Here is a 21502-nt window from a genome sequence, read left to right on the forward strand (position 1 = left end):
CGGCACCTCGAAAATACTATTTTTTTTGTTAATAGAATTTTATTAATCAAAAATTCATATAAATGTAATCGAAATTGCCTAGCTAATACATTCCTTATTGTCGAGTTATAGTTATTTTTTAACCAATACCTTGTATGTACGTGGTGAGAGATAACGATGAAAACAGTTCGATTAAATAATGATGTTGAAATGCCTCTTGTTGGTTTTGGCGTGTTTCAAATGACAGATCCTGTGGAATGTGAACAAGCTGTATTACATGCGATAGAAGCAGGCTATCGACTGATTGATACGGCAGCCTCTTATCAAAACGAAACGCAAGTGGGTAATGCTCTTCGCCAAAGTCAAATCGCTCGTGATGAATTATTTGTCACTACAAAGTTATGGTTACAAGACGCCAGTTATGAAGGCGCAAAAGCACAATTTGAACGTTCATTGAACCGTTTGCAACTAGATTATCTTGACCTTTATCTCATCCATCAACCGATTGGTGATGTGCATGGCGCATGGCGAGCAATGGAAGAGTTATATGCTAAAGGTAAAATCCGTGCAATTGGTGTCAGTAACTTTCATCCTGATCGTTTAGCCGATCTTATCGCATTTAATAAGGTAAAACCTGCGGTCAATCAAGTTGAAGTCAATCCATTTAACCAACAATTGCATGCTGTGCCATGGATGAAATCTCGTGATATTCAACCAGAAGCATGGGCACCTTTTGCTGAAGGCCGTAATAATTTATTCAATCAGCCTGTACTGGTAACAATTGGGCAGAAATACGGTAAGTCTGTAGGACAGGTGGTTTTACGTTGGTTATTTCAACGAAATATTGTGTCTTTAGCGAAATCTGTGCGCAAAGAACGCTTGCAAGAAAATATCGATATTTTTGATTTCGAATTATCAACAGAAGATATGACCCAAATTGCAGCAATGGATACAGCAACCAGCGCATTTTTCTCACATCGTGATCCAGCCATGATTGAGTGGTTAGCCCATCGAAAAATAGATGTATAAGTTTAGATGAGGAATGATGATGAAAATTTTAAATACCATTTTAATGTCAGCAGTAATTACGACTTCTGGTGCTGCTTTTGCAGCAGATAAAAAAGACAACCCTTTTGGCCTAGTCTATGGTGGTGCAATTACTAAAAACGTTAAAGGGCAAGTCAATATTCATCCTGTGACTTATAAGCTGAATGGTTTAGATATTGTCGCTAATGTTTATACCCCAGCTAATTATGATGCCAATAAGAAGTATCCCGCAGTTGTAGTGGCACACCCAAATGGTGGGGTCAAAGAACAAGTTGCCGGATTATATGCACAACGTCTAGCTGAACAAGGTTATATCACTATTACGGCCGATGCTGCTTATCAAGGTGGCAGTGACGGACAGCCTCGTAGTGTAGATAAACCCACAAATCGTATTGAAGATGTGCATGGCATGGCAGACTTTATTACCCAATATGCAGGTGTAGATAGTCAGCGTTTAGGTTTACTTGGAATCTGCGGTGGAGGTGGCTACTCCTTGGCAGCAGCGGAAACGGACAAACGTTTTAAAGCAGTGGCTACCTTAAGCATGTTCAACTCAGGACGAGTTCGCCGTAATGGTTTTGCAGATTCTCAGTTAGACACGATTCAACAGCGTATAAAACAAGCCTCTGATGCTCGTGCTCAGGAAGCGGCAGGAGGTACGGTTCTCTATGCAGGTGATGCCGATATGACTGATGAGCAGATTGCCAAATTACCATTTGAGATGTATCGCCAAGGTTATGAATATTATTGGAGAACACATGCTCATCCGAATTCGACTTTTAAATATACCATGAGCAGTTTACTTGATCTGATGCGTTGGGATGCAACTGATCAAATCGAGTTGATCAATCAGCCCTTATTAATGATCGCAGGCAGTAAGGCCGATAGCCTTTATATGACTGAAGATGCTTTTGCAAAAGCCACAGGCACAAAAGATAAAACCTTATTCAAAATTCCAAATGCGACTCATATCGAAACATATTGGAAGCCTGAATATGTCAAACAGGCAATGGGTCAGTTGACCGCTTTCTATAGCAAAAATTTGAAATAGAAAACTTTGTGATTTGCATATTATAGGATGATAGGAAATATGATGAAAAATCAGGTGAATGCCTTACTTGTAATGAGTTCTCTTTCGGGAATGGTCTGGGCTGAAGACAAGATAGAACAGCAGATTACTCGAGCAGAGCAGCTTGCTATTCAATCAGCCCCAGACAATAACTTTTCAGGTAAAGCTGAATTTTCACGTTTCCCTGTAATGCCTTCCACAGGTAATGTTGCTCCTGCCATTGTTAGTTTTGAAACAGGAGCTATCACTCACTGGCATACACATCCTCATGGTCAATATTTAATTGTGACTGAGGGCGAAGGGCGTACACAGGAATGGGGTAAGCCTATTCAAACCATTCATAAGGGAGATGTGATCTGGTGTCCACCCAATGTTAAACATTGGCATGGAGCAAGTGAACATAGCCCAATGTCGCACATCGCCATGAGTCCTGTCGCTACCGATGGCAAAAGTGTTACATGGTTAGAAAAAGTAAATTTAACTGATGCTAAACCAACATCAGAATCTTCCAAAAACAGCAAATCAGTAGTGTTAAATCAAAAACAATTAAGTTTGATTCCAATTGCTGCATTTACTGCAAGAGGAGATATTGAAAAACTCAAGCCAGCACTAGTTAGTGGGTTGAATAGTGGTTTAACGGTCAATGAAATTAAAGAAGTATTTACGCATCAATATGCTTATGCAGGTTTTCCACGCGCGTTAAACGGGATGCTAACTTTTAAAAGCCTACTTGAAGAGCGTGAGAAAAAGGGTATCAAAGATACACAGGGCGCAATGCCAAGCACTTTACCAAGTAATACCGATTATTATCAGCTTGGTATAGAACGACTCGCTTATCTGAATAAAACCTCTATCGAAGACAATTCAAAACCGCTGTTCGATAATTTTTCACCTACGATGGATCACGCTTTGAAAGCCCATTTGTTTGGTTATCTGTTTAGCCGAGATAACTTGCCTCCTTTAGAACGTGAATTAGTTGTTGTGAGTACGCTATCTGCATTAGGAGATGTTAATGCGCAATTACGTTCGCATTTAAGAATTACTCAAAATCTTGGTGTAGATGCTACTCAAATGCAGAAAATTATGATGACTTTACAGCAAGCCGTGGGCAATGATTTGGCAAACAATGCTCAAAGTGTTGTACAGCAATTAAAATAATTGAGATGAGAAAGAAATGATGAATACCAACTCGATGTTCGGCAAAGTGCTGCTCTCAATCTGTATTGCGGCTTCAATTTCAGCCTGCTCAATCAACCCTCTGCAATCAAATATTTTAAAGATTGCCCAACAAGGTAATTTTGCAGCGGGTGGGAAAGTGATCCAAACTGCGGGTCAATTTGATGATAAACAATTGTTTACCCCTCAAGGTCAAACTTTGCATGGTGACCATGCTTCTGTATTTTATCAAATTCCTGAAAATGCCCGTCCTCATCCACTGGTTTTTTTACATGGTGCAGGTCAATCGGCCAAAACGTGGGGAACAACCCCCGATGGTCGAGAGGGATTTCAAACAATTTTTCTACGTCAGAATTTCCCGATTTATGTAGTAGATCAGCCACGCCGTGGACAAGCAGGCCAATCGACTGTAGCGGCGGAACTACCTGCAACGACTAACGACCAAGCTTGGTTTAATATGTTTCGTATAGGGCAATATCCTAATTTTTTTAATGGTGTACAGTTTTCAAAAAATCCAGAAGCTTTAAATCAATATTTCCGTCAAATGACTCCAAATACTGGAGCTTATGATGAACAGGTAATTAGCGATGCAATGGTTGAGGTTTTGAAGAAATCGGGAGATGCCGTACTCATTACACATTCACAAGGTGGTGGACCAGGTTGGTGGACAGCAATCAAATCTAGTCAGGTTAAAGGCATCGTGGCGTATGAACCAGGCAGTGGTTTTGTTTTTCCTGAAAATGAACTGCCTGAGCCGATGTCGAGTGCTACAGGAACAGTGGCTCCGACCCCTGTAAAAATGGCACAGTTCGAGAAGCTGACCAAAATGCCAATCATTATTTATTATGGCGACAACATTCCCACTGAAAAAAATGGCTATGCAGGACAGCAAAATGCAGGGCAAGACAATTGGCGTGTGCGTTTAAAAATGGCACAGCTTTGGGTTGATAAGATTAATCAACATGGTGGACACGCTCAATTAGTCCATTTGCCAGAAATTGGTATTTATGGAAATACTCATTTTCCTTTTTCTGATCTGAACAACGGACAAATTGCACAACTGCTTTCAGAATGGCTTAAGCAAAATAAACTGGATTAAAAAAAGAGGGAATACCATGTCAAGCATTCTGCGGATGATGTGGCTATTCTTGTATACACTCTGCTTAACTGCTTGTCCAAGTACAGAGAATACAGGAGTTGCCCAAACCATAAGTCCTTCTTCAAATCCAAATGTGCAAGGCAATGCTAAAGCCTTGATTGTTTATCTGTCTCGAACCAAAAACACTGAAGCTCTTGCCAAAATGGTACAAGACAAAGTAGGTGGGGAATTGGTGGCTTTAGAGTTGCAAAACCCGTATCCAGAGAATTATCAAGCGATAGTTCGTCAAGTCGATGAGGAAAATCAGAAGGGTTATTTACCATCCTTAAAAACTCAAATCGATAACATTGGGCAATACGATGTCATCTTTGTCGGTTTTCCAACATGGGATATGCAGTTACCACCACCAGTCAAAAGTTTCTTGAAACAGTATGAAGCCGATCTGAATGGCAAAACCATTGTCCCTTTCAATAACAATGCTGGTTATGGCATGGGACAGAGTCTTACTCAATTCAACCAATATTGCCGCGGCTGTCAAATGGTCCAAAGTATTGAGTTAAGAGGTGGAATTGAACGTGATGGGATTTTATTTGTGATGGAAGGAGAAAGAGCCAATCAAGCTAAAACTGAAATTGCACAATGGCTACAAAATTTGTCAGTGAACCATCCTCTTATTCATCAGCTATTGCAAAACCATGCAACGAACTAATTCTTTTTTATCTAAGCAAAATTTATAGAGTTTCTCAAATGCCAACATCATCTGCCCCTATCTCACATTCTAAAAACACCATACAGACCTCAAGTTGGTTCTTTATGATGATTTTAGGTGCATTAATGGCATTTACGTCACTTTCTACAGATATTTACTTACCAGCCATGCCACAAATGGCACATGAATTAAATGGGAATGTTGAGCTGACAGTTACAGGGTTTCTGGGTGGCTTCGCATTGGCACAGTTAATATGGGGCCCAATGAGTGACCGTATCGGACGGAAAATTCCTTTATTCATTGGCATGATTCTTTTTGTAATTGGTTCAATTGGTTGTGCATTATCACAATCAATTGAACAGATCGTATTTTGGCGAGTTTTTCAGGCTTTTGGGGCATGCACAGGTCCTATGCTTGGTCGCGCTATGATTCGAGATTTGTATGCTCGGACCCAAGCTGCTCAAATGCTTTCAACTCTAATGATTATTATGGCAATCGCTCCGATTGCTGGACCACTATTAGGTGGACAAATCATTAAGTTTAGTACGTGGCATAGCATTTTCTGGTTGTTAGCAATGATTGGTGCAGTAATGTTTATATCGTTATTCTTTTTGCCCGAAACTCATGCTCCCGAAAAAAGAACCACAACCTCAGTGATGAATACGTTTAAAAATTACGGTCAATTACTTAGTAATGCGCAATTTATGCGTTATACATTGTGTGTGACATTTTTCTATGTTGCTGCTTTTACTTTTATTGTTGGCTCACCCTTCGTTTATATTTCTTTTTATAGCGTAGATGCACAACATTATGGCTGGTTGTTTGCACTCAACATCATTGGGGTGATGGGATTGAGTTTTGTGAATCGTAATTTGGTCAAACGATTTAGCCTCGATCAACTACTCAAATTTACCACTGCGATTGCCATGTTGGCACTCTTAATTCTTTGCGTTTTGTTCTATGCCCAAATTGGGGGAATCTATAGCATTATTGCCATGGTTTTTGTCTTTTTTTCTATGAATGGCATGATTGCAGCTAACTCAACCGCGGCTGCACTAGATGGTGTACCTGAAATGGCTGGTTCAGCATCGGCACTGATTGGTTCATTGCAATATGGAAGTGGAATCATTTCTTCTCTTTTGCTTGCATGGCTATCTACGGGCACACCTACGACCATGATTGTCATTATGACAATTTTTACAGTACTGAGTGCAGTAATGGCGTTTATTCCTCATAAACATTCGTAAAGAAGATTTTATTAATGAATCTGATTCATAAGGGCTATAACTTTTAAGGTGTTAATCATTCGAAAATCAATACCTATAATGGTTTCATTACCATCTTAAGTGAATAAGAGAGAAAAATGAAAAATGTCATTGTGGTTATAGGTGCAGGTTCAATTGGACAAGCAATTGCTCGTCGAGTGAGTGTAGGCAAGCACATTTTGTTGGCTGATTTAAAAAAAGAAAATGCGGAGGCGGCAGCCAAAGTACTCAGTGAAGCAGGTTTTGAGGTAAGTACAACTCTTGTTGATGTTTCATCACGTGAGTCTATACAACAGCTTGTTCAACGTGCTGTATCACTTGGTAGCATTTCGGGTGTTATTCATGCGGCAGGTGTTTCTCCATCTCAAGCTACACCTGAAGTGATTCTGAAAGTAGACTTATATGGTACCGCAGTGATTTTAGAAGAATTTGGAGAGGTGATTGCAGCAGGGGGCTCTTGTATTGTGATCTCTTCACAATCTGGACATCGAATACCGGCGTTGACGATTGAGGAAAACAAAATTCTCGCAACAGTACCGGCTGATGAGCTGTTAAACCAGCCAATGTTGCAACTCAATCAAATTAAAGATTCATTGCATGCATATCAGATTTCTAAACGAGGTAATTCTTTACGCGTGATGGCGGAAGCTGTCCGTTGGGGTAAGCGTGGTGCACGGGTTAATACAATCAGCCCAGGAATCATTATTACTCCTTTAGCAAAAGATGAATTTACTGGTCCTCGAGGTGAAGGATATCGAAAAATGCTTGAATTATCACCTGTGGGACGTGCAGGAACGCCAGATGAAGTTGCCGCCGTGGGTGCATTATTAATGGGGCCAGAGGGTACTTTTATCACTGGCAGCGATTTTTTGATGGATGGTGGTGTAACTGCTTCTTATTGGTATGGTGAACTCGCACCAACAGCTTCCTAAGCAACCTTCATTCAGACCACAGAAGATAATTCTAAGTATGTGTTTATACAAGCACAGAACATAGTTGAATATTAGAAAGTATTAATCTTGAACAAAGTCAGAAATCTAGGGGCTAGATGTCTGACTTTTAAAGCTTTAAAGAATTTACGAATAACATAAAAAGAGGGTTCGATTCTTGTCGATGTGGATAGTAAAGATAATATCCTTCATATGTCATAGCCCAATCATCTAAAACTTTAACCAGCTCACCTGATGCAAGTTCATCTTGGATTCTATCTTCTTGAACCCAAATGATACCTAAGTGATCTTTGGCTGCTTTAATGAGCATAGGAACCTGATTAAATGTGAGTTGTCCATCCACATGTTTATCAAATATTTGACCATTTGAGTCTTTAAAATCCCACCCCATGATTCCACCTTTTGTAGGCAACCGCATATTAATACAGTTATGTGTAATCAGGTCATCAGGAGTTATGGGTATTTGATTCTGTTTAAAATATTCTGAACTTGCGACAACTGCCATTTTGATATCATGAGATATACGTCTAGATATCATGTCTTTATCTATATGCATTCCTATGCGTATACCCATGTCATAACGTTCAGCAACAATATCGGTAAATTTATAGTCAGTCGCAATTTCAACATTAATTTCAGGATATTTTTTAATAATAGGAATTAATTTATCCCAAACTAAATAATTAATAACATGATCTGTAGCATGTATTCGTATATTCCCCGCCAATGTATTATGAAATTGACTAAGGTTATTTATTTCTAAATCAATTTGGCTTAATAGAGGCTCAATTTTTTTGAGAAATTGTTCACCAACTGGCGTAGGGGAGACACTTCTTGTAGTTCGATGCAACAGACGAAGATTTAACTGGTTTTCTAAGGATTTAATTGTATGGCTTAAAGCAGATTGCGACACGCCAAGTTGTGCAGCAGCTTTAGTAAAGCTACCTGTTTGAGCAACTAATATTAAAGCTTTGATATCATTTAAATTATCAATCATTAGTGGCTTCTCTATAGTCATCAAAATTCTTATAACATATTAAATTTTATAGCTGTAAATGTAAAAATGATTTATGAATATTATTCATAAACCCTTGCTATTTTTTGATCTTAATCAATCTATAGATAAATTTTATCATTTGTTCATGAAATTGATAAATGAGATTAAAAATGCAAAAGCGTAAATTAGGTGAACTAGAAGTTTCTGCAATTGGTATGGGTTGTATGGGATTAAGTTTTGGCTTAGGTGAGGCAAAATCAAAACAGGAGGGTATTGCTCTGATCCGTAAAGCCTACGAAGACGGAATAACTTTCTTTGATACTGCTGAGGCCTATGGCCCCTATATAAATGAAGAACTAGTCGGGGAAGCACTTAAGCCCATTCGAGATCAGGTTATTATTGCAACTAAGTTTGGCATGATTTCTGATATAGGAATCAATAGCCGCCCAGAAAATATTCGTAAAGTGTGTGAAGACTCGTTAAAACGTCTACAGACAGACTATATCGATTTATTTTATCAACATCGTGTTGACCCTAATGTACCTATTGAAGACGTAGCAGGAACGATTCAAGAGCTTGTTGATGAAGGTAAAGTTAAATATTTTGGTTTATCTCAAGCAAGTGCGATAACAATTCGTAAAGCTCATCAGGTATTTCCAGTCACTGCTGTGCAGAATCAATATTCTCTCTGGACACGTGAACCTGAAAAAGATGTATTACCTGTTTGTGAAGAGTTAGGAATTGGATTTGTGCCTTGGGGGCCTTTGGGTACAGGTTTTTTAACTGGGACGATTAATCCAGATACAACTTTTGACCCAAAGACAGATTTAAGAGCAACTTTCCCTCGTTTTACCCGTGAAGCCATGGTTGCGAATATGCCATTGGTCAATAAAATTGCAGAAATTGCACATAAAAAGCAAGCAACATCAGCTCAAATTGCACTTGCATGGTTACTTGCACAAAAAGATTTTATCGTACCGGTTCCGGGGATCGATAAAGAACTTTATTTAGCTGACAACATTCGTTCTGCCGATGTTCGGTTGAGTACAGAAGACTTAAACGAGATAGAGGTGATTCTTGCTTCAATTGAGATCGAAGGTGAACGCTTATCTAAAGAACTTTTAGATATGGATGATCAGTAATCCATATAAATTGGTAATATTTGAAGGTAGTATGCCGATTTCTTTCTAATTACGATGCATGGGGAGATGAGTTCTTCCTATGCATCTCACACCAGTTATGCACCATACAAACAAAAGATAGAGAACTTATATTGATGTTGTAAAAGTAGAATTTAAATTGTTAAGCCATTATTTAAGGTTTTTCTTAATTATGTAATTTAATGAAAAACAATAATTAATTAAATATTTTCTAGCCAATTTCACATTGACACCTTAAATATTGAAGATTACCATTTGCATACTGGCCTACATTGCCAGTCGGTTTTAGCAGACCGCATGTAATACCGCATCAGAATTATTCCTTCTGAGGGATAGTTTTGTGTGTAAGCTCCTAGTCTCCTCCCGTAGCGGTAGGACGGGAGAGGGACACCCTCGGGTGTGCTTGTGTATTACCAAGTCTGCTAACCCTCTTTCGTTCTGCCACCATAATTTATAATGTTTTGGCAGAACTCCCAATAAAAAGGAGTTGGCTTTGTACATTCATCATTTCTTGGCAGCCATTGCCAAAAGCTATAACGATACAACTTAAATCATATTATCAGCTTGATTACCTTTAGGGTTTTTAGGCTTTAAGTCATTACGGCTCAAAAACTTGCATCAACAATAAAACTTGAGATGTGCCAAGCACAGTCTTTGTGGCTTTGCTATGCCTTTTATTTGATAGAAAAAGTATCTCATTTATATACAACAAAAATTTATTTTATAACGGTAAAACTATGCCACATTCAGATCTTCCATTTCGTGCTTTAAGCGCGCTTCATACATCCCGTTATCTTTTTAACAATTATGGCTTTCATAATGTCGGGGTAGACCGAATTATTGAAACTGCAAAGATGCCGAAAGCCACGTTTTATAACTACTTTCACTCAAAAGAAAGGCTCATTGAAATGAGCTTAACCTTTCAAAAAGATGGACTTAAACATGAGGTCATTTCGATTATCTATGTTCAAAAAGAATTAACCCTGCTTGAAAAGCTTCGCAAAATTTACTTTTTACATGCAGATTTAGACGGACTCTATCATTTGCCTTTCAAAGCTATTTTTGAGATTTCAAAAACACATCCCAAGGCGTATCAGGTGGTCGTTGAATATCGAAACTGGTTGATCAAAGAAATTTATAATTTACTTTTAACAATTAACCCAAATGCTTTAAAGCCAGATGCCCACATGTTTTTATTTGTGATTGATGGGGCGATGGTTCAGCTTTTAGATGTAAATAGCGTGGATGACAGGGAAAGGCTGCTGGATTATTTTTTGGCGGGGTTTGTGTAAATTAAAGTTTGACGCAACAGTTGGAGACAATGCAAGAAAGCTGAATATTTCTTAGGTTTTCTATCTTTGCGTCACTGAATCCAAATTTTCTATAAACCGACTTAAGCCCTTTAACGGGCTTAACATGCTAACTTCTCTGGTGAGTTAGAATTTTTTAACTAAATTTTATTTAATATATCCATTAAAACTGATATTTGATCTTTGCCGATTTTATTCTCAATTTCTTGTTGAACTTTCTTCCAGTGAGGATAAGAGTCTTTCAATAATTGATGGCCTTCTTGCGTTAGCTTTAAGGTAACTTCTCTTTGATCGCTTTCTCCGGGTAATAACTCAACCAATTTCATTTTAGCTAGAACCTTTACATTCCGTCCTATTGTAGATCGCTCTAACTCCATCATTTTGGCCAAAGTCGAAAGGCTAATCGGTTCCATTCTTTTAATCATTGATAAAAGAGAAAATTGGGTAATATTAATTCCAAACTCGGCGAGAGCAGTATTGTATTGATGGCTTAAGCGTCGTGAAGCACTACGTAGAATGGCGCTGTAACAAGGTAAAATCATAATTTCAGTTGCTTTTATCAAGTTAAATCTATTTTGCCACAAAGCGTAATTCTTGTAAGGAGTATATATTTTTACTAATATGCGGGTATATACCCGTATTTTTTAGTTCTTATGGTGTTTGAAAAATGAAAATTGTTGAATATACAAATAAGTATCAGGATGAGGCGATTAATCTAATTTTGAAAATTCAAAATGATGAGTTTAAAGTAGATATACAATTAGATGAACAACCTGATCTGCTTGATATCACAAAATATTATATTCAATCTGGAGGAAATTTCTGGTTAGCTTTAAATGACCAAGATGAAGTTGTTGGCACCTTGGGACTCCAAGCCTATGATTCCAAATCAGCAATTTTGAAAAAATTCTTTGTTAACTCAGAGCTAAGAGGGGAAAAAGTTGGAAAGGCTTTGTATGATGAACTCATAGCATTTGCTCAAAACAAGAAATTTGAAACGATTGTTCTTGATACTCCATCAAAGGCCACTAGATCGCATAAATTTTATCGACAAGCTGGTTTTATAGAAATTGCTAAAAGTGATCTTCCATTTAACTATATTTATCCAGATCGAGACTCTTTAATTTTTCTGCTCAAGCTTTAAATTTTAATAATCAGAAAGACTGCATTTAAGAAAACGCTAATGATTTGAATGAAATTATGTTATTTTCCGGCTTACATTGATGAGAATAAGTTTTCATGTACCGGTTTGGGATCATAATAGGCTTGCTAGCAATATTGCTACAGAACTTTGTGTTCTGGCAAAGCCTATTGCCCAATGAAATGCATCAGCAGTTGGTATGTGCTCAAATTGTAGAAGTAATGCACCATTCTAAAATGAGCTCGGAACCACATTCATCTCATCATCTATCAACGCATGTAAATAAAAAAATTTCAAACAAGAGCGCCCAACACGATTCAAGCACAAGCTGTCATTTTTGTTATTTGTATAGTCACATTGCAACAATTGATGGCTTCAAATTATCTCTGTTTGAAATTGGAGTGACTGTTCGCTTAATCATATTAGCAACCATCACTTATATATTATTTTATTTACGGCGTTTATTTCTCTCGCCCCAAGGCCGTGCTCCACCTCAACAACTTTGTTTTGCTTAATTGGTTAATGGGTACAGATAAGTCCCTCATTCATTACTAAACAGAGTTTGTCATGTCTAAATTTTTACTCAATCCACTTGCGTGGAGTATCTTGTTTGCTCAATTTTCGATGTCGGCAATGGCACAAAGCCAACCTAATAATCAGACGACTGAATTAGAGAAAATTACAATTAAGGCTGAAGATGTTGCCGAGACTTCTTTTTCTTCAACAGGATTAACTCAATTTGAACACAGCTTATTGAGTGTTCCATTTACTAAGTCTCATGTGTCGGCAGAAGATATTAAGAACAATAATATTCAGCGGGTGAGTGATGCGTTATCACGAGTGAATGGCGTAGTTTATCAGGATAGTTATGGTGGCGGTTTTTGGGATAACTACTCATTTCGTGGCTTTAGTACCGACCCAAATATGGGAACCAGCTATTTACGTAATGGTTTGAGTTCTTTAAGTGGCATCCATACCCCAAGAGACATGGTCAATATCCAAGCAATTGATTTCTTAAAAGGTCCAATGGCTGCCATGTATGGACAAGGTGCTATTGGTGGCATTATGAACATTACGACTAAACAACCCGAGTGGACGCAAAAAAATGAGGCGAGTTTAAGCGGCAGTACCTTAGAAGAATATCGGGCTTCTCTAGACAGTACAGGCGCATTAAATGATGCACTGGCTTATCGCTTGGGATTGGCTTATGAAAATAACCAGAGTTTTAGAGATCATGTCGATAGTCAGCATTACTTTGTTGCTCCACAGCTCGCATGGAAAATATCGGATCAAACACAACTCAATCTCGACACCGAGTTTTCAGAACATCAAGGTGTTTTTGATCGTGGTATACCGATGGTTAATGGACAGTTTGTTGTCAACAAGAAGACCTTTTTAGGCGAACCATCGGATGGTGACATTAAGGTTAAAGATCAGATGTATCAGTTACGTTTGAATCATCAATTCAATGAGAACTGGAATAACACCACCGCTCTTAGCTATAACCATGGGGAACGAGCAGGAACCTCAACTGAAATTTCAAGCATTGCGGCAGATGGACAAACCGCAAATCGTTTTAGACGTTACCGTCAATTTGAAACAGATACATTTCAGCTTCAGTCAATTCTGCGCGGAAAGTTTAATACAGGGGCGGTAAAGCACGAACTTGTTGCAAATGTCGAAGCTGGCCACTACACCATAGATCAAACTCAACTGCGTAATGCCGTGGGTACATCAAGCCCAATTAATATTTACAATCCAGTGTATGGGCAAAATATTTTAGCGCTGGCTAGAACCACGAAAAACTCTAAAGAAATTCAAAATATGCTGGGAGTGAATTTACAAGATCAGATCTTTTTAAATCCCGAATGGAATGTACTGATTGGGGGACGTTTTAACCATCTGGAACAACAAATTGATGACTATAAAACAGGTCTTTCAGATCAACAGGACTTTACGCCGTTTAGTCCACGCGTGGGTGTGAACTACCAGCCTACGACAAAACTTTCCTTTTATAGCAACTGGGGTAAATCTTTTGAGTTAAATACGGGGCTTAATAAAGACAATCAACTTTATGACCCAGAGAAAACTCAAAGTTGGGAAATTGGAGCTAAATACGAATATCTACCGCAAAGCTGGTTGGGGTTAACCTATTTTGATTTAGATAAACAACATCTATTGACCGAAGGTATTACCGATAGTTATGTAGATAGTGGCCGTGTACAAAGTCATGGTGTAGAAGTCGAATTAAAACATCAATTCAATGATCATCTCCGTGTGGGAGCCAATTACACTTTTACAAAGGCATCGGTCATTGAAAGTGAAGTTGATACAAAAGGTGCTCGCCTTAAAAACATTCCCAAACACACCGCAAATTTAAATGCAGATTATCAGTTTGAACTATTGGGTAGAGAAGCTGGTTTGGTAGGAACAATCAACTATTTTGGCAAACGCAGTGCGAACTACATAGATAATGGAACCAGTTTGCCAGAATTTACGGTGGTGAATGTTGGGGGCTATATGCAAGTTCGTCCTGATCTGCGAGCGCAATTGAACATTGATAACGTGTTCGATAAGGATTATTACGTTTCGAGCTATACAGATGAATGGGTACAACCTGGAGAGCCGTTAAAGGCAATTTTATCTTTGACTTGGAACTTTTGATTAAAAAAGGAGTTAGGCACAGTTTTTCAGTCTAACTCCTTACTAAAATGAAGACTTATGATTTAGAAGGGATGTATTTACGCATTGTAAGGATGAATAGCGTAAATAATATGCTAAAACCGAACACAGGTAAGCTTAGGCCTAATACTAGACTCACCAATATTAATGATAATTTTTGTGGGCCAGTTGCACGTTTCCAAACCAATAAGCTTTGACCAACAAAGTGAGTTGTCATGAGTTTTAAATTTGAGTTTTTAAACGCGGCTTTATATGCATAAATAATCATGATACAAAGCGTAAGCGCATAAAGTGCGAGAACCAACTGATTTATCCAACCAAATAACATACCAATATGGGCATCTACTCCCCAACGAGTGAGTTTTGCCACCAGTGAGTAGTCTTTAAAAGCAATTTGATCGATGACTTTATGTTGTTCCATATCAATTGCGATGCTGTCAGCTTGAGTTGGCCATTTACGCTGAATTTCGGCCACTGTCCAAGCTTGATTTCCACTGGTGGGTGGTTTGATTTGTATTTGTGCCGCCTCAATGCCATGTGCTCTAGCTATTGAAAGAGCGGTATCGTACTCACCTGACACAATATTTAAATTAAGATTTTCACTGTGTGGCATCTCGTGATGTTCATGGTGCATCACTGTAGGTAAATTATCTGTCTGAAGAGAAGTTGCTAATGTTGGGGTTTGCCAGTTGAGCCATTGACGAGCAACCCGAATATTATCTCCAGCCCACTCGGACCATGTAAGACCCGTAATGGCAATGAATAATAAAAGTGGAAATAAAACTAAACCAAGCGTGCTATGCCATCTCAATAATTTATTTTTTTGTGTTTGTCTGATTTTAAGATTTTGACGGCGCTTCCACCAATTATATAAGCCAGTTAAAGTTAAAATGGCTAACCAGCTTGCAGCCAGTTCACTGTAAAAGCGGCCCCATTTTCCTAGTAATAAATTGCTATGTAATTGATCGAGCGTAGTCCGAAACGGCAGTACTCCACTGGTCCCATAGACAGCTAAGTGGCCTTTGGCTTTAAGCGTAAAGGGATCAATGAAAACAGCTTCACTGGTAAAATGATGTATCGGGTCTGAGAAAATGACACGAGTTGTCTGATCAGAGCTTGGGGCTGGTCTAACTTCAATTACCTGTGCAGACTTAGGCATCACTTTTTTTGCAGCTTCAATTTGCTGACTGAGCTGATATTGCGCCTTATTTAGCGGTTCAACATACAGAACATCTTTATAAATAGATTGTTCAAGTTGAGGTGTAATTGCATAGAGTAAGCCAGTGAATGCAGCGACCAATATAAATGGTGCAATAAAAATACCAGCATAAATATGAATTAAACGATAAAGACTACGCCAGAAGGATGAATGGGTCAGCATCAGAAGATAATGTCTATCAGGTGTTGGGCGGATTATAACGACTTATTTCTCTTAATGTTGATCGAGCTGTAACTGCTATTAAATTATTTGATTAGCTCTTATGTAGACAAATTGGCCTAACAATTAAGCAGTTTTTATTGCTTGGTAAATTTTATGCCTTTTTTAATTACTATTTAAGACCTTATTTGATAACTCTACAACTTATAATTCAAACTGTTTTACTTCTTTATTAGTATTAAAAAAACCGCTTATATTAAAATAAGCGGTTTTTTTAGAATAAAGTTTTATTGCAGTCCAAAACTAGTGATGGCCTTGTGAAACGCCACCATTTCCATCAGGAAGACTAATTCGAATATTTTGCATCATGCCTTGATCTTCATGATCTAAAATATGGCAGTGCAATACAAAGTCACCGATGTAGCGTTGGTACTTGGTTCTCACAACGACTTTATAACTGGCTCCTTGTGCGTTTTTAACCCAGATTGTATCTTTCCATGTCCCTTTTAGACCGCGATATTGTGGGTCGGGAGCTGCCGTTTTGTCATAGTCATCCACGGCGTTTATATCGCTTACATCTTTACCGTTAGGGTCATATACTGCCACCACTTGAAATGGGTTTACATGAATATGAAAAGGGTGGCTGGCTAATTTAGAAGTGAGTATCCATTCATCAGTTTTACCTAACTCGAGCGTACGGTCAATTCGGTCTGGTTTGTATGGTTTTCCATTCACCTGAAACTGAGTTGGATTAGCCTTAGTATCAATATTAAATTCTAAAAATTGTCTATTCGATGTTGCTGGTAGGTCCTGATGAGGAACAAAGTGACTGAGCTTTAGATTTTGTTGTAAATCTTGAAGCACTGCGGGACGCATATCTGGGGCGATATTTCGGTATGCATTATTGCTTAAAGCCGTTGTTAAAGACTGCGTTGCAGAGCTGGCTTTATTGACTTGAACTATACCGAGTAAGTGTTTCTGTGAAAATGTACGGTCCACGTTAGCAGAAGCCGAAGCCGCTTCATCAATTAAACAATAACGACCTTCTTGAGGGAATTGAATTAATGCGTCGTAACGATAACCTGGTTGAAAGACGGTTACTGTTTTGTCCATAACTTGTTTGAGGGTTAGACCGTCGGCTGCGATGATGTGTTGACTTACAATAGGTCCTGTACAACTTTCACTTAATAATTTCTTTTCACCCATTGGTGTCAAATTGAGTTTAGATGGAATATTTTGCATTTGACGAACGCTCAGGTTGATACTGTCGCGGACACCAGCATGTACCATTCGCCAACGCTCAACTTCTCCTGCAACCGCTTGAGTGATGAAGGGTTGAACTTCTCCATTGATGCTCGTATATCGTCCTGATTTTCCCCAATCGCCAGGGCCAAAACCTTGATAATCTCTAATTTCACCAATTTGATTGTTTTGGCAAATATAGTTGCCATTTTGATCAGTTTCGATTTTTCCGTTAGCATCGTAGCAAGCATATTGGATTTGCTGAAAAACCAGAGTTCTTTCTTTAAACCCATAAGTGAGTAAATCTAAATCACCTGTCTTATTTGGGGTAGGCTGGCGATATCCGCGAATAATTAACGCACCTGCCATGCCACTTGCAACTTGAATAGCAGTTGAACCATGTCGATGCGGGTGATACCAAAATGTTCCTGCGGGATGATCGGGTGGTATGTTGTATTCATATTGGAAATTAACACCCGGATTAATCGAAACTAAAACGTTATCACTATTTCCGGCTGGGTTAATCCATAAACCATGAGTGTGCATGTTAGTGCCATCAAAACAATGTGGTTTATTCACATCAAAATGATCGCCAGTACAACTTGGGTCTTTAGGAAATTTTTTGTGAGTAATCGGGTCTATATCAAGTTGATTATCTAAATTTGCCCGTACAGTTTCTCCGGGAAATACTTCAATTGTCGGAGCAATATAAGGCGTATTGGGCTGTGTATTTGTACCTTGATAACTACGTAAAAGGACTTCGTCATAACGATTTGTCGCTGGGTTCCAAAGTCTGTTTCTCGTTTTTTTAACTTCCCAAGTAAACAATGCTTCATTTGAAGATTGCATTTGCGGTGCATTTGTTAATGACACTGTAGGATTCGGTGCAGCAAGTAATGCGACATGATTACGTGCAACAGCCATATCGGGTGGGTCTTCTAATACACGTTCAGAAGAATCATTTGCTGATGCAAACCAACTAAGCAAAGTTAAAGGCGTGCATAATATTAAATGAGCTATTTTCATAATGAATATAGGCCTTAAAAAATCAGGCCTCTCCCTTAAATTATTATTTTGAAGTTTCTAAGCGAACCTGAGAAATACTGAGTCCTTGAGAGCTTAATTCTTCTTTCACTTGATCAAGCGTTAAATCAGTAGCAACAAACTGAACTTCTAAGTCTTCAGCAGGCATGCCTAATTGCTTAACCTGATCACTAACTTGATAAACCAATTGACCCATAGCACCTTTACTCGAGTGTCCGCCATGGTCATGATCTAGTACACCGAAATAGTTGATTGTAGAGACGTAAACCTTTTGCTCAAGTTTATTTTTAGAAGATAGATAAATCTTATAAGTTAGATTTGGAGTACCAATCATTTGAACATTGTCTAATATTAAATAGGTTTGTCCCGATGAGAGCGTTGTTTGAGTAAGTTGACTTGAGTTCTCTAAGAAACTTGCAGTTTGAGGGTCTAAGGCTACTTTTTGAGTTACACCCATAAGTTTAATAGTTTTATTGCTGCTCACTGGCTTATGATTCATTTTAAATAAGTTTGCTTTTCCTGCACTTTGACTACTCATAACAGGTGCTTCAACTTTACAAGCATTTTCATTGGTATATCGCACTGGGATTTTACCAGGGGTGAATACATCAGCAATGGTCATGGTGACTTTGTTGCCGTTTTCATCTGCAAATGTATATCGAGTGCCATACCAACTATCTGGCATACCTAAATTTTTCTTTGCCCATTCAAGTGTAATCGGTTGCCCATTCGCTTTTTTATTTAGCCAGCACTGCCACAAGCGGTCTATATTGGCATGGTGCATATAAAATACAGGGTCTAAGCCTGCAATCGGTACAAATCCCATATCTGGTAGCACACAGTTTTTACCGACTGCACAGTGCATTATCCCATGAGGTTGAGATTGTAACTGTTTCGAAAACCATTGAAAATTATCAGATTTAAATGCTTGAGCAGCGCTGGCATTATCTGGATCTATGGCGCTGATGTTGGTATTTAAACCTGGGGTACGGAACTGATCATATAAAGTACCAGCCTGTTTACCGCGGACTAATTGAGGGAGTGCTAAGCCTTTACCATTAGCCGCTTTTTCTTCGTAATAGTCCCAATAAGGAAGGGAGTAATTTTGCCCCACATATTTACGTACTGTTCGCTCGTAAAAATAAAGCATCATACGGTGCCACGGTAAGAAGTTTAGATTGTCGTAAGTTGGAGTGCTATGTTGGCAGGTGCCCCAAACCTCATCGGTAAAGCCATCATTTGGGACTATTGAATTTTGAATATGTTTATAGTAACTATCACATACTGCTTTACTATATATCTGTAAGCACTGTGGCATACGGTATTGATTAACATAATAATCTTTGTCTGTTGCATGTGTACCTGTGCCAAAATAGCCATGCGTATTGGCCCAGTAATTAAAGCTTGTACGAAACTCGGGTGATAAGGGGGGAGCATTATTATTTGCCCGCATTTTTTCCAAACCTTTTTGTAATGCACTTACTTTGGCTGGATCTTTTGCGAACTCCGTCGCACTCATTCGTAGTGAGTCAGCATGGGTTGTTAAGCTCATGCTAAATAATAGAGTGCCTAAAATATAATAATTTCTCTTCATGATTTTAAATCCTTGTCATGTTTAATGTTCTTATATTTGATTATTTGTAATGTATGAATTTACCCTTGGTTTGGATAATTCTTAACCTAATCTAGCATATAAAATAGTTTTTATTAAAGTTTTATATTTAATATTAATAATGATGAAAGTTAATTTTATATCCTGTAATTTTTTAGAAAAACTTAATTATTTAATATTTTGTTTTTATTGAAATTTAAAAGATAGTTAAAATAAAGTTAATTATATTTTTGTGTAATGTATTTTGTTTTTTTAAATTTATAGGTCTAAAGTCTCATTATTATCTAGAATATTAAAGCTAAAACCCTCTGATTAAATTTAAATATTGGAAAGTGAGTAATTTTATTTTAACGGTTGTAAAGAAAATTCTAAAGAATTTAGAAATGACTATCTATCTTCTAAGTTTTAAAAATCACAATCACGTGATTATTAAGTTTATTTTGTAATTCTGGCATTTTTATTGCTTAATCGTTCCTATCTTCAGTACAACACTTGATTTGACTGCCGTATTACTTATGCTTCAAATATTCTTGATCACTTATAGTGTGTTTTTCACATGAAAATGCACCAAATAGATACATCTTTTTATTTTTTGCACTGTATTTGTGCATTGGGTACTGTAATGAAGTTTTTGGTTTCAATACTCACTTTACTCATTCTATGTGGATGTTCTTCAGCTGAACAAAAGGCAAAAACACAAGAAAAGTTAGGGGCTCATTCGATATGTGTTTTTGATAGTACAAATACAAAAGTCTGTGTAGATAAACCAGCACAAAGAATTGTTTCTTTGTTTGAGTCGGGCTTAGATGGTCTCTACATGCTAGGGCAAGGCCATAAAGTGATTGGTATACCGGCTGAGGTGTACATACAGCCTTTACTATTTAATGCCTATTCAAAAATAGATAAGCGAATTGCCAATAGAGAGCTTGCTACACCTTCGCAAGGTGCAAATGCCACCAATATTGAAAGTCTCGTGCTGTTAAAACCAGATCTGGTGATTTTGGGGAGCGGACAAACCCAAACAATTGAACTGTTAAGGCAGTTTGGCATTGCTGTATATGTCATGGAGTCCGGCACTTACCAGCAAGTGAAAGAAGAACTTTCTGAAATCGCTGTGCTTAGTGGTGCCCAAAAGCGTGCTCAAGAAATTTTAAGTTTTTCTGATGAAATTGTGGCAGAGGTCACAGCCAAAACTGCACGTCAGCCAAATAAGCAATCGATTTATTATGCATGGTCTGGAGGGCGAATTTTTTCTACCTCTGGCCGCAAGTCTATTACTAATGACTTTATTGAGCTGGCGGGTGCTTTTAATATTGTTCAGACCGATGCAAATCAACCCAATGTGAACCCCGAGACCTTAATTGAATGGAACCCAGACAATATCGTGCTTTGGAACACCAACCCAAAACTGATTTATGAACGAAAAGAATTACAAGGCTTAAGCGCAGTACAAAACCGAAAGGTCTTTAATTTGAGTCCTGCATTTATATATAACCCGCACACCATCAAAATTATTATTACGGCGATTTATTTGAATCACAGTATTTATCCTGAACAGTCGGATTTACCTGTAAGTGCTTTGCAACAGCGCATTTTAACTAAGTTATATGGTGAGCACTTAGCTCAGGAGCTAGTGCAATGA

At 38.1% G+C, this 21502-nt stretch carries 18 protein-coding genes; 13 read left to right on the top strand and 5 right to left on the bottom strand.

The annotated features are described in order from the left end of the window. The first annotated feature begins 156 nt into the window (after window positions 1-156). The 7 genes from ACB088_RS06255 to ACB088_RS06285 all read left to right on the top strand — a co-directional run bounded on the left by ACB088_RS06255 (window position 157) and on the right by ACB088_RS06285 (window position 7276). Window positions 157-1008 (top strand): aldo/keto reductase, encoded by an 852-nt coding sequence (locus ACB088_RS06255; protein WP_375038342.1) that lies wholly within the window; start codon window positions 157-159, stop codon window positions 1006-1008. A gap of 19 nt (window positions 1009-1027) precedes the next feature. Then, window positions 1028-2077: an alpha/beta hydrolase gene (locus ACB088_RS06260; protein WP_375038343.1), complete on the top strand. Its 1050-nt coding sequence runs from the start codon at window positions 1028-1030 to the stop codon at window positions 2075-2077. Window positions 2078-2116: 39 nt separating this feature from the next. After that, complete coding sequence (locus tag ACB088_RS06265) at window positions 2117-3253, top strand: carboxymuconolactone decarboxylase family protein (RefSeq protein WP_375038344.1); 1137 nt, start codon at window positions 2117-2119, stop codon at window positions 3251-3253. A gap of 16 nt (window positions 3254-3269) precedes the next feature. Beyond that, on the top strand, window positions 3270-4370 hold the full coding sequence (locus ACB088_RS06270; protein WP_375038345.1) for an alpha/beta fold hydrolase: 1101 nt from the start codon (window positions 3270-3272) through the stop codon (window positions 4368-4370). Window positions 4371-4386: 16 nt separating this feature from the next. After that, window positions 4387-5079: a flavodoxin family protein gene (locus tag ACB088_RS06275; protein ID WP_375038346.1), complete on the top strand. Its 693-nt coding sequence runs from the start codon at window positions 4387-4389 to the stop codon at window positions 5077-5079. A 38-nt stretch (window positions 5080-5117) separates the two neighbouring features. Beyond that, window positions 5118-6326, top strand: coding sequence for a multidrug effflux MFS transporter (locus ACB088_RS06280; RefSeq protein WP_375038347.1), 1209 nt, complete (start codon window positions 5118-5120; stop codon window positions 6324-6326). Window positions 6327-6442: 116 nt separating this feature from the next. Next, window positions 6443-7276: an SDR family oxidoreductase gene (locus tag ACB088_RS06285; protein WP_375038348.1), complete on the top strand. Its 834-nt coding sequence runs from the start codon at window positions 6443-6445 to the stop codon at window positions 7274-7276. 127 nt (window positions 7277-7403) lie between these two features. On the opposite strand, the gene ACB088_RS06290 is transcribed toward ACB088_RS06285, so the two are convergent. Continuing rightward, window positions 7404-8291 (bottom strand): LysR family transcriptional regulator, encoded by an 888-nt coding sequence (locus ACB088_RS06290; protein WP_375038349.1) that lies wholly within the window; start codon window positions 8289-8291, stop codon window positions 7404-7406. A 170-nt stretch (window positions 8292-8461) separates the two neighbouring features. Between ACB088_RS06290 and ACB088_RS06295 the strand changes: the two genes are divergently transcribed. Together ACB088_RS06295 and ACB088_RS06300 are read left to right on the top strand one after the other, a co-directional pair. Further along, complete coding sequence (locus ACB088_RS06295; protein WP_375038350.1) at window positions 8462-9433, top strand: aldo/keto reductase; 972 nt, start codon at window positions 8462-8464, stop codon at window positions 9431-9433. A gap of 755 nt (window positions 9434-10188) precedes the next feature. Beyond that, window positions 10189-10743 carry a TetR/AcrR family transcriptional regulator gene (locus ACB088_RS06300; RefSeq protein ID WP_375038351.1) on the top strand — a complete coding sequence of 185 codons (555 nt, stop codon included), beginning with the start codon at window positions 10189-10191 and terminating at the stop codon, window positions 10741-10743. A 158-nt stretch (window positions 10744-10901) separates the two neighbouring features. Here ACB088_RS06300 and ACB088_RS06305 read toward each other — a convergent pair whose 3' ends face one another. Continuing rightward, window positions 10902-11324: a MarR family transcriptional regulator gene (locus tag ACB088_RS06305; protein WP_213074552.1), complete on the bottom strand. Its 423-nt coding sequence runs from the start codon at window positions 11322-11324 to the stop codon at window positions 10902-10904. A gap of 104 nt (window positions 11325-11428) precedes the next feature. On the opposite strand from ACB088_RS06305, the gene ACB088_RS06310 reads away from it, so the two are divergent. From ACB088_RS06310 to ACB088_RS06320, 3 genes are all read left to right on the top strand, one after another. Next, complete coding sequence (locus ACB088_RS06310; RefSeq protein WP_199991316.1) at window positions 11429-11905, top strand: GNAT family N-acetyltransferase; 477 nt, start codon at window positions 11429-11431, stop codon at window positions 11903-11905. Between the two features lie 95 nt (window positions 11906-12000). After that, window positions 12001-12417, top strand: coding sequence for a DUF2946 family protein (locus ACB088_RS06315; RefSeq protein ID WP_348635023.1), 417 nt, complete (start codon window positions 12001-12003; stop codon window positions 12415-12417). Window positions 12418-12469: 52 nt separating this feature from the next. Further along, complete coding sequence (locus ACB088_RS06320; RefSeq protein WP_375038352.1) at window positions 12470-14566, top strand: TonB-dependent receptor; 2097 nt, start codon at window positions 12470-12472, stop codon at window positions 14564-14566. A 55-nt stretch (window positions 14567-14621) separates the two neighbouring features. Here the strand turns inward: ACB088_RS06320 and ACB088_RS06325 are convergent, their stop codons facing one another. The 3 genes from ACB088_RS06325 to ACB088_RS06335 all read right to left on the bottom strand — a co-directional run bounded on the left by ACB088_RS06325 (window position 14622) and on the right by ACB088_RS06335 (window position 19842). Beyond that, on the bottom strand, window positions 14622-15965 hold the full coding sequence (locus ACB088_RS06325) for a PepSY-associated TM helix domain-containing protein (protein WP_375038353.1): 1344 nt from the start codon (window positions 15963-15965) through the stop codon (window positions 14622-14624). A 300-nt stretch (window positions 15966-16265) separates the two neighbouring features. Beyond that, the gene (locus ACB088_RS06330) at window positions 16266-18230 is read right to left on the bottom strand and encodes a multicopper oxidase family protein (RefSeq protein ID WP_375038354.1); all 1965 of its coding nucleotides are present in this window, start codon (window positions 18228-18230) and stop codon (window positions 16266-16268) included. 43 nt (window positions 18231-18273) lie between these two features. Next, window positions 18274-19842, bottom strand: coding sequence for a tyrosinase family protein (locus ACB088_RS06335; RefSeq protein ID WP_375038355.1), 1569 nt, complete (start codon window positions 19840-19842; stop codon window positions 18274-18276). A gap of 640 nt (window positions 19843-20482) precedes the next feature. Here ACB088_RS06335 and ACB088_RS06340 point away from each other — a divergent pair. Next, window positions 20483-21502 (top strand): ABC transporter substrate-binding protein, encoded by a 1020-nt coding sequence (locus tag ACB088_RS06340; RefSeq protein WP_375038356.1) that lies wholly within the window; start codon window positions 20483-20485, stop codon window positions 21500-21502.

Origin of the sequence: Acinetobacter sp. RW6 (assembly GCF_041956835.1) — a bacterium.
In the GTDB taxonomy this organism is placed as follows: Bacteria; Pseudomonadota; Gammaproteobacteria; order Pseudomonadales; family Moraxellaceae; genus Acinetobacter; species Acinetobacter calcoaceticus.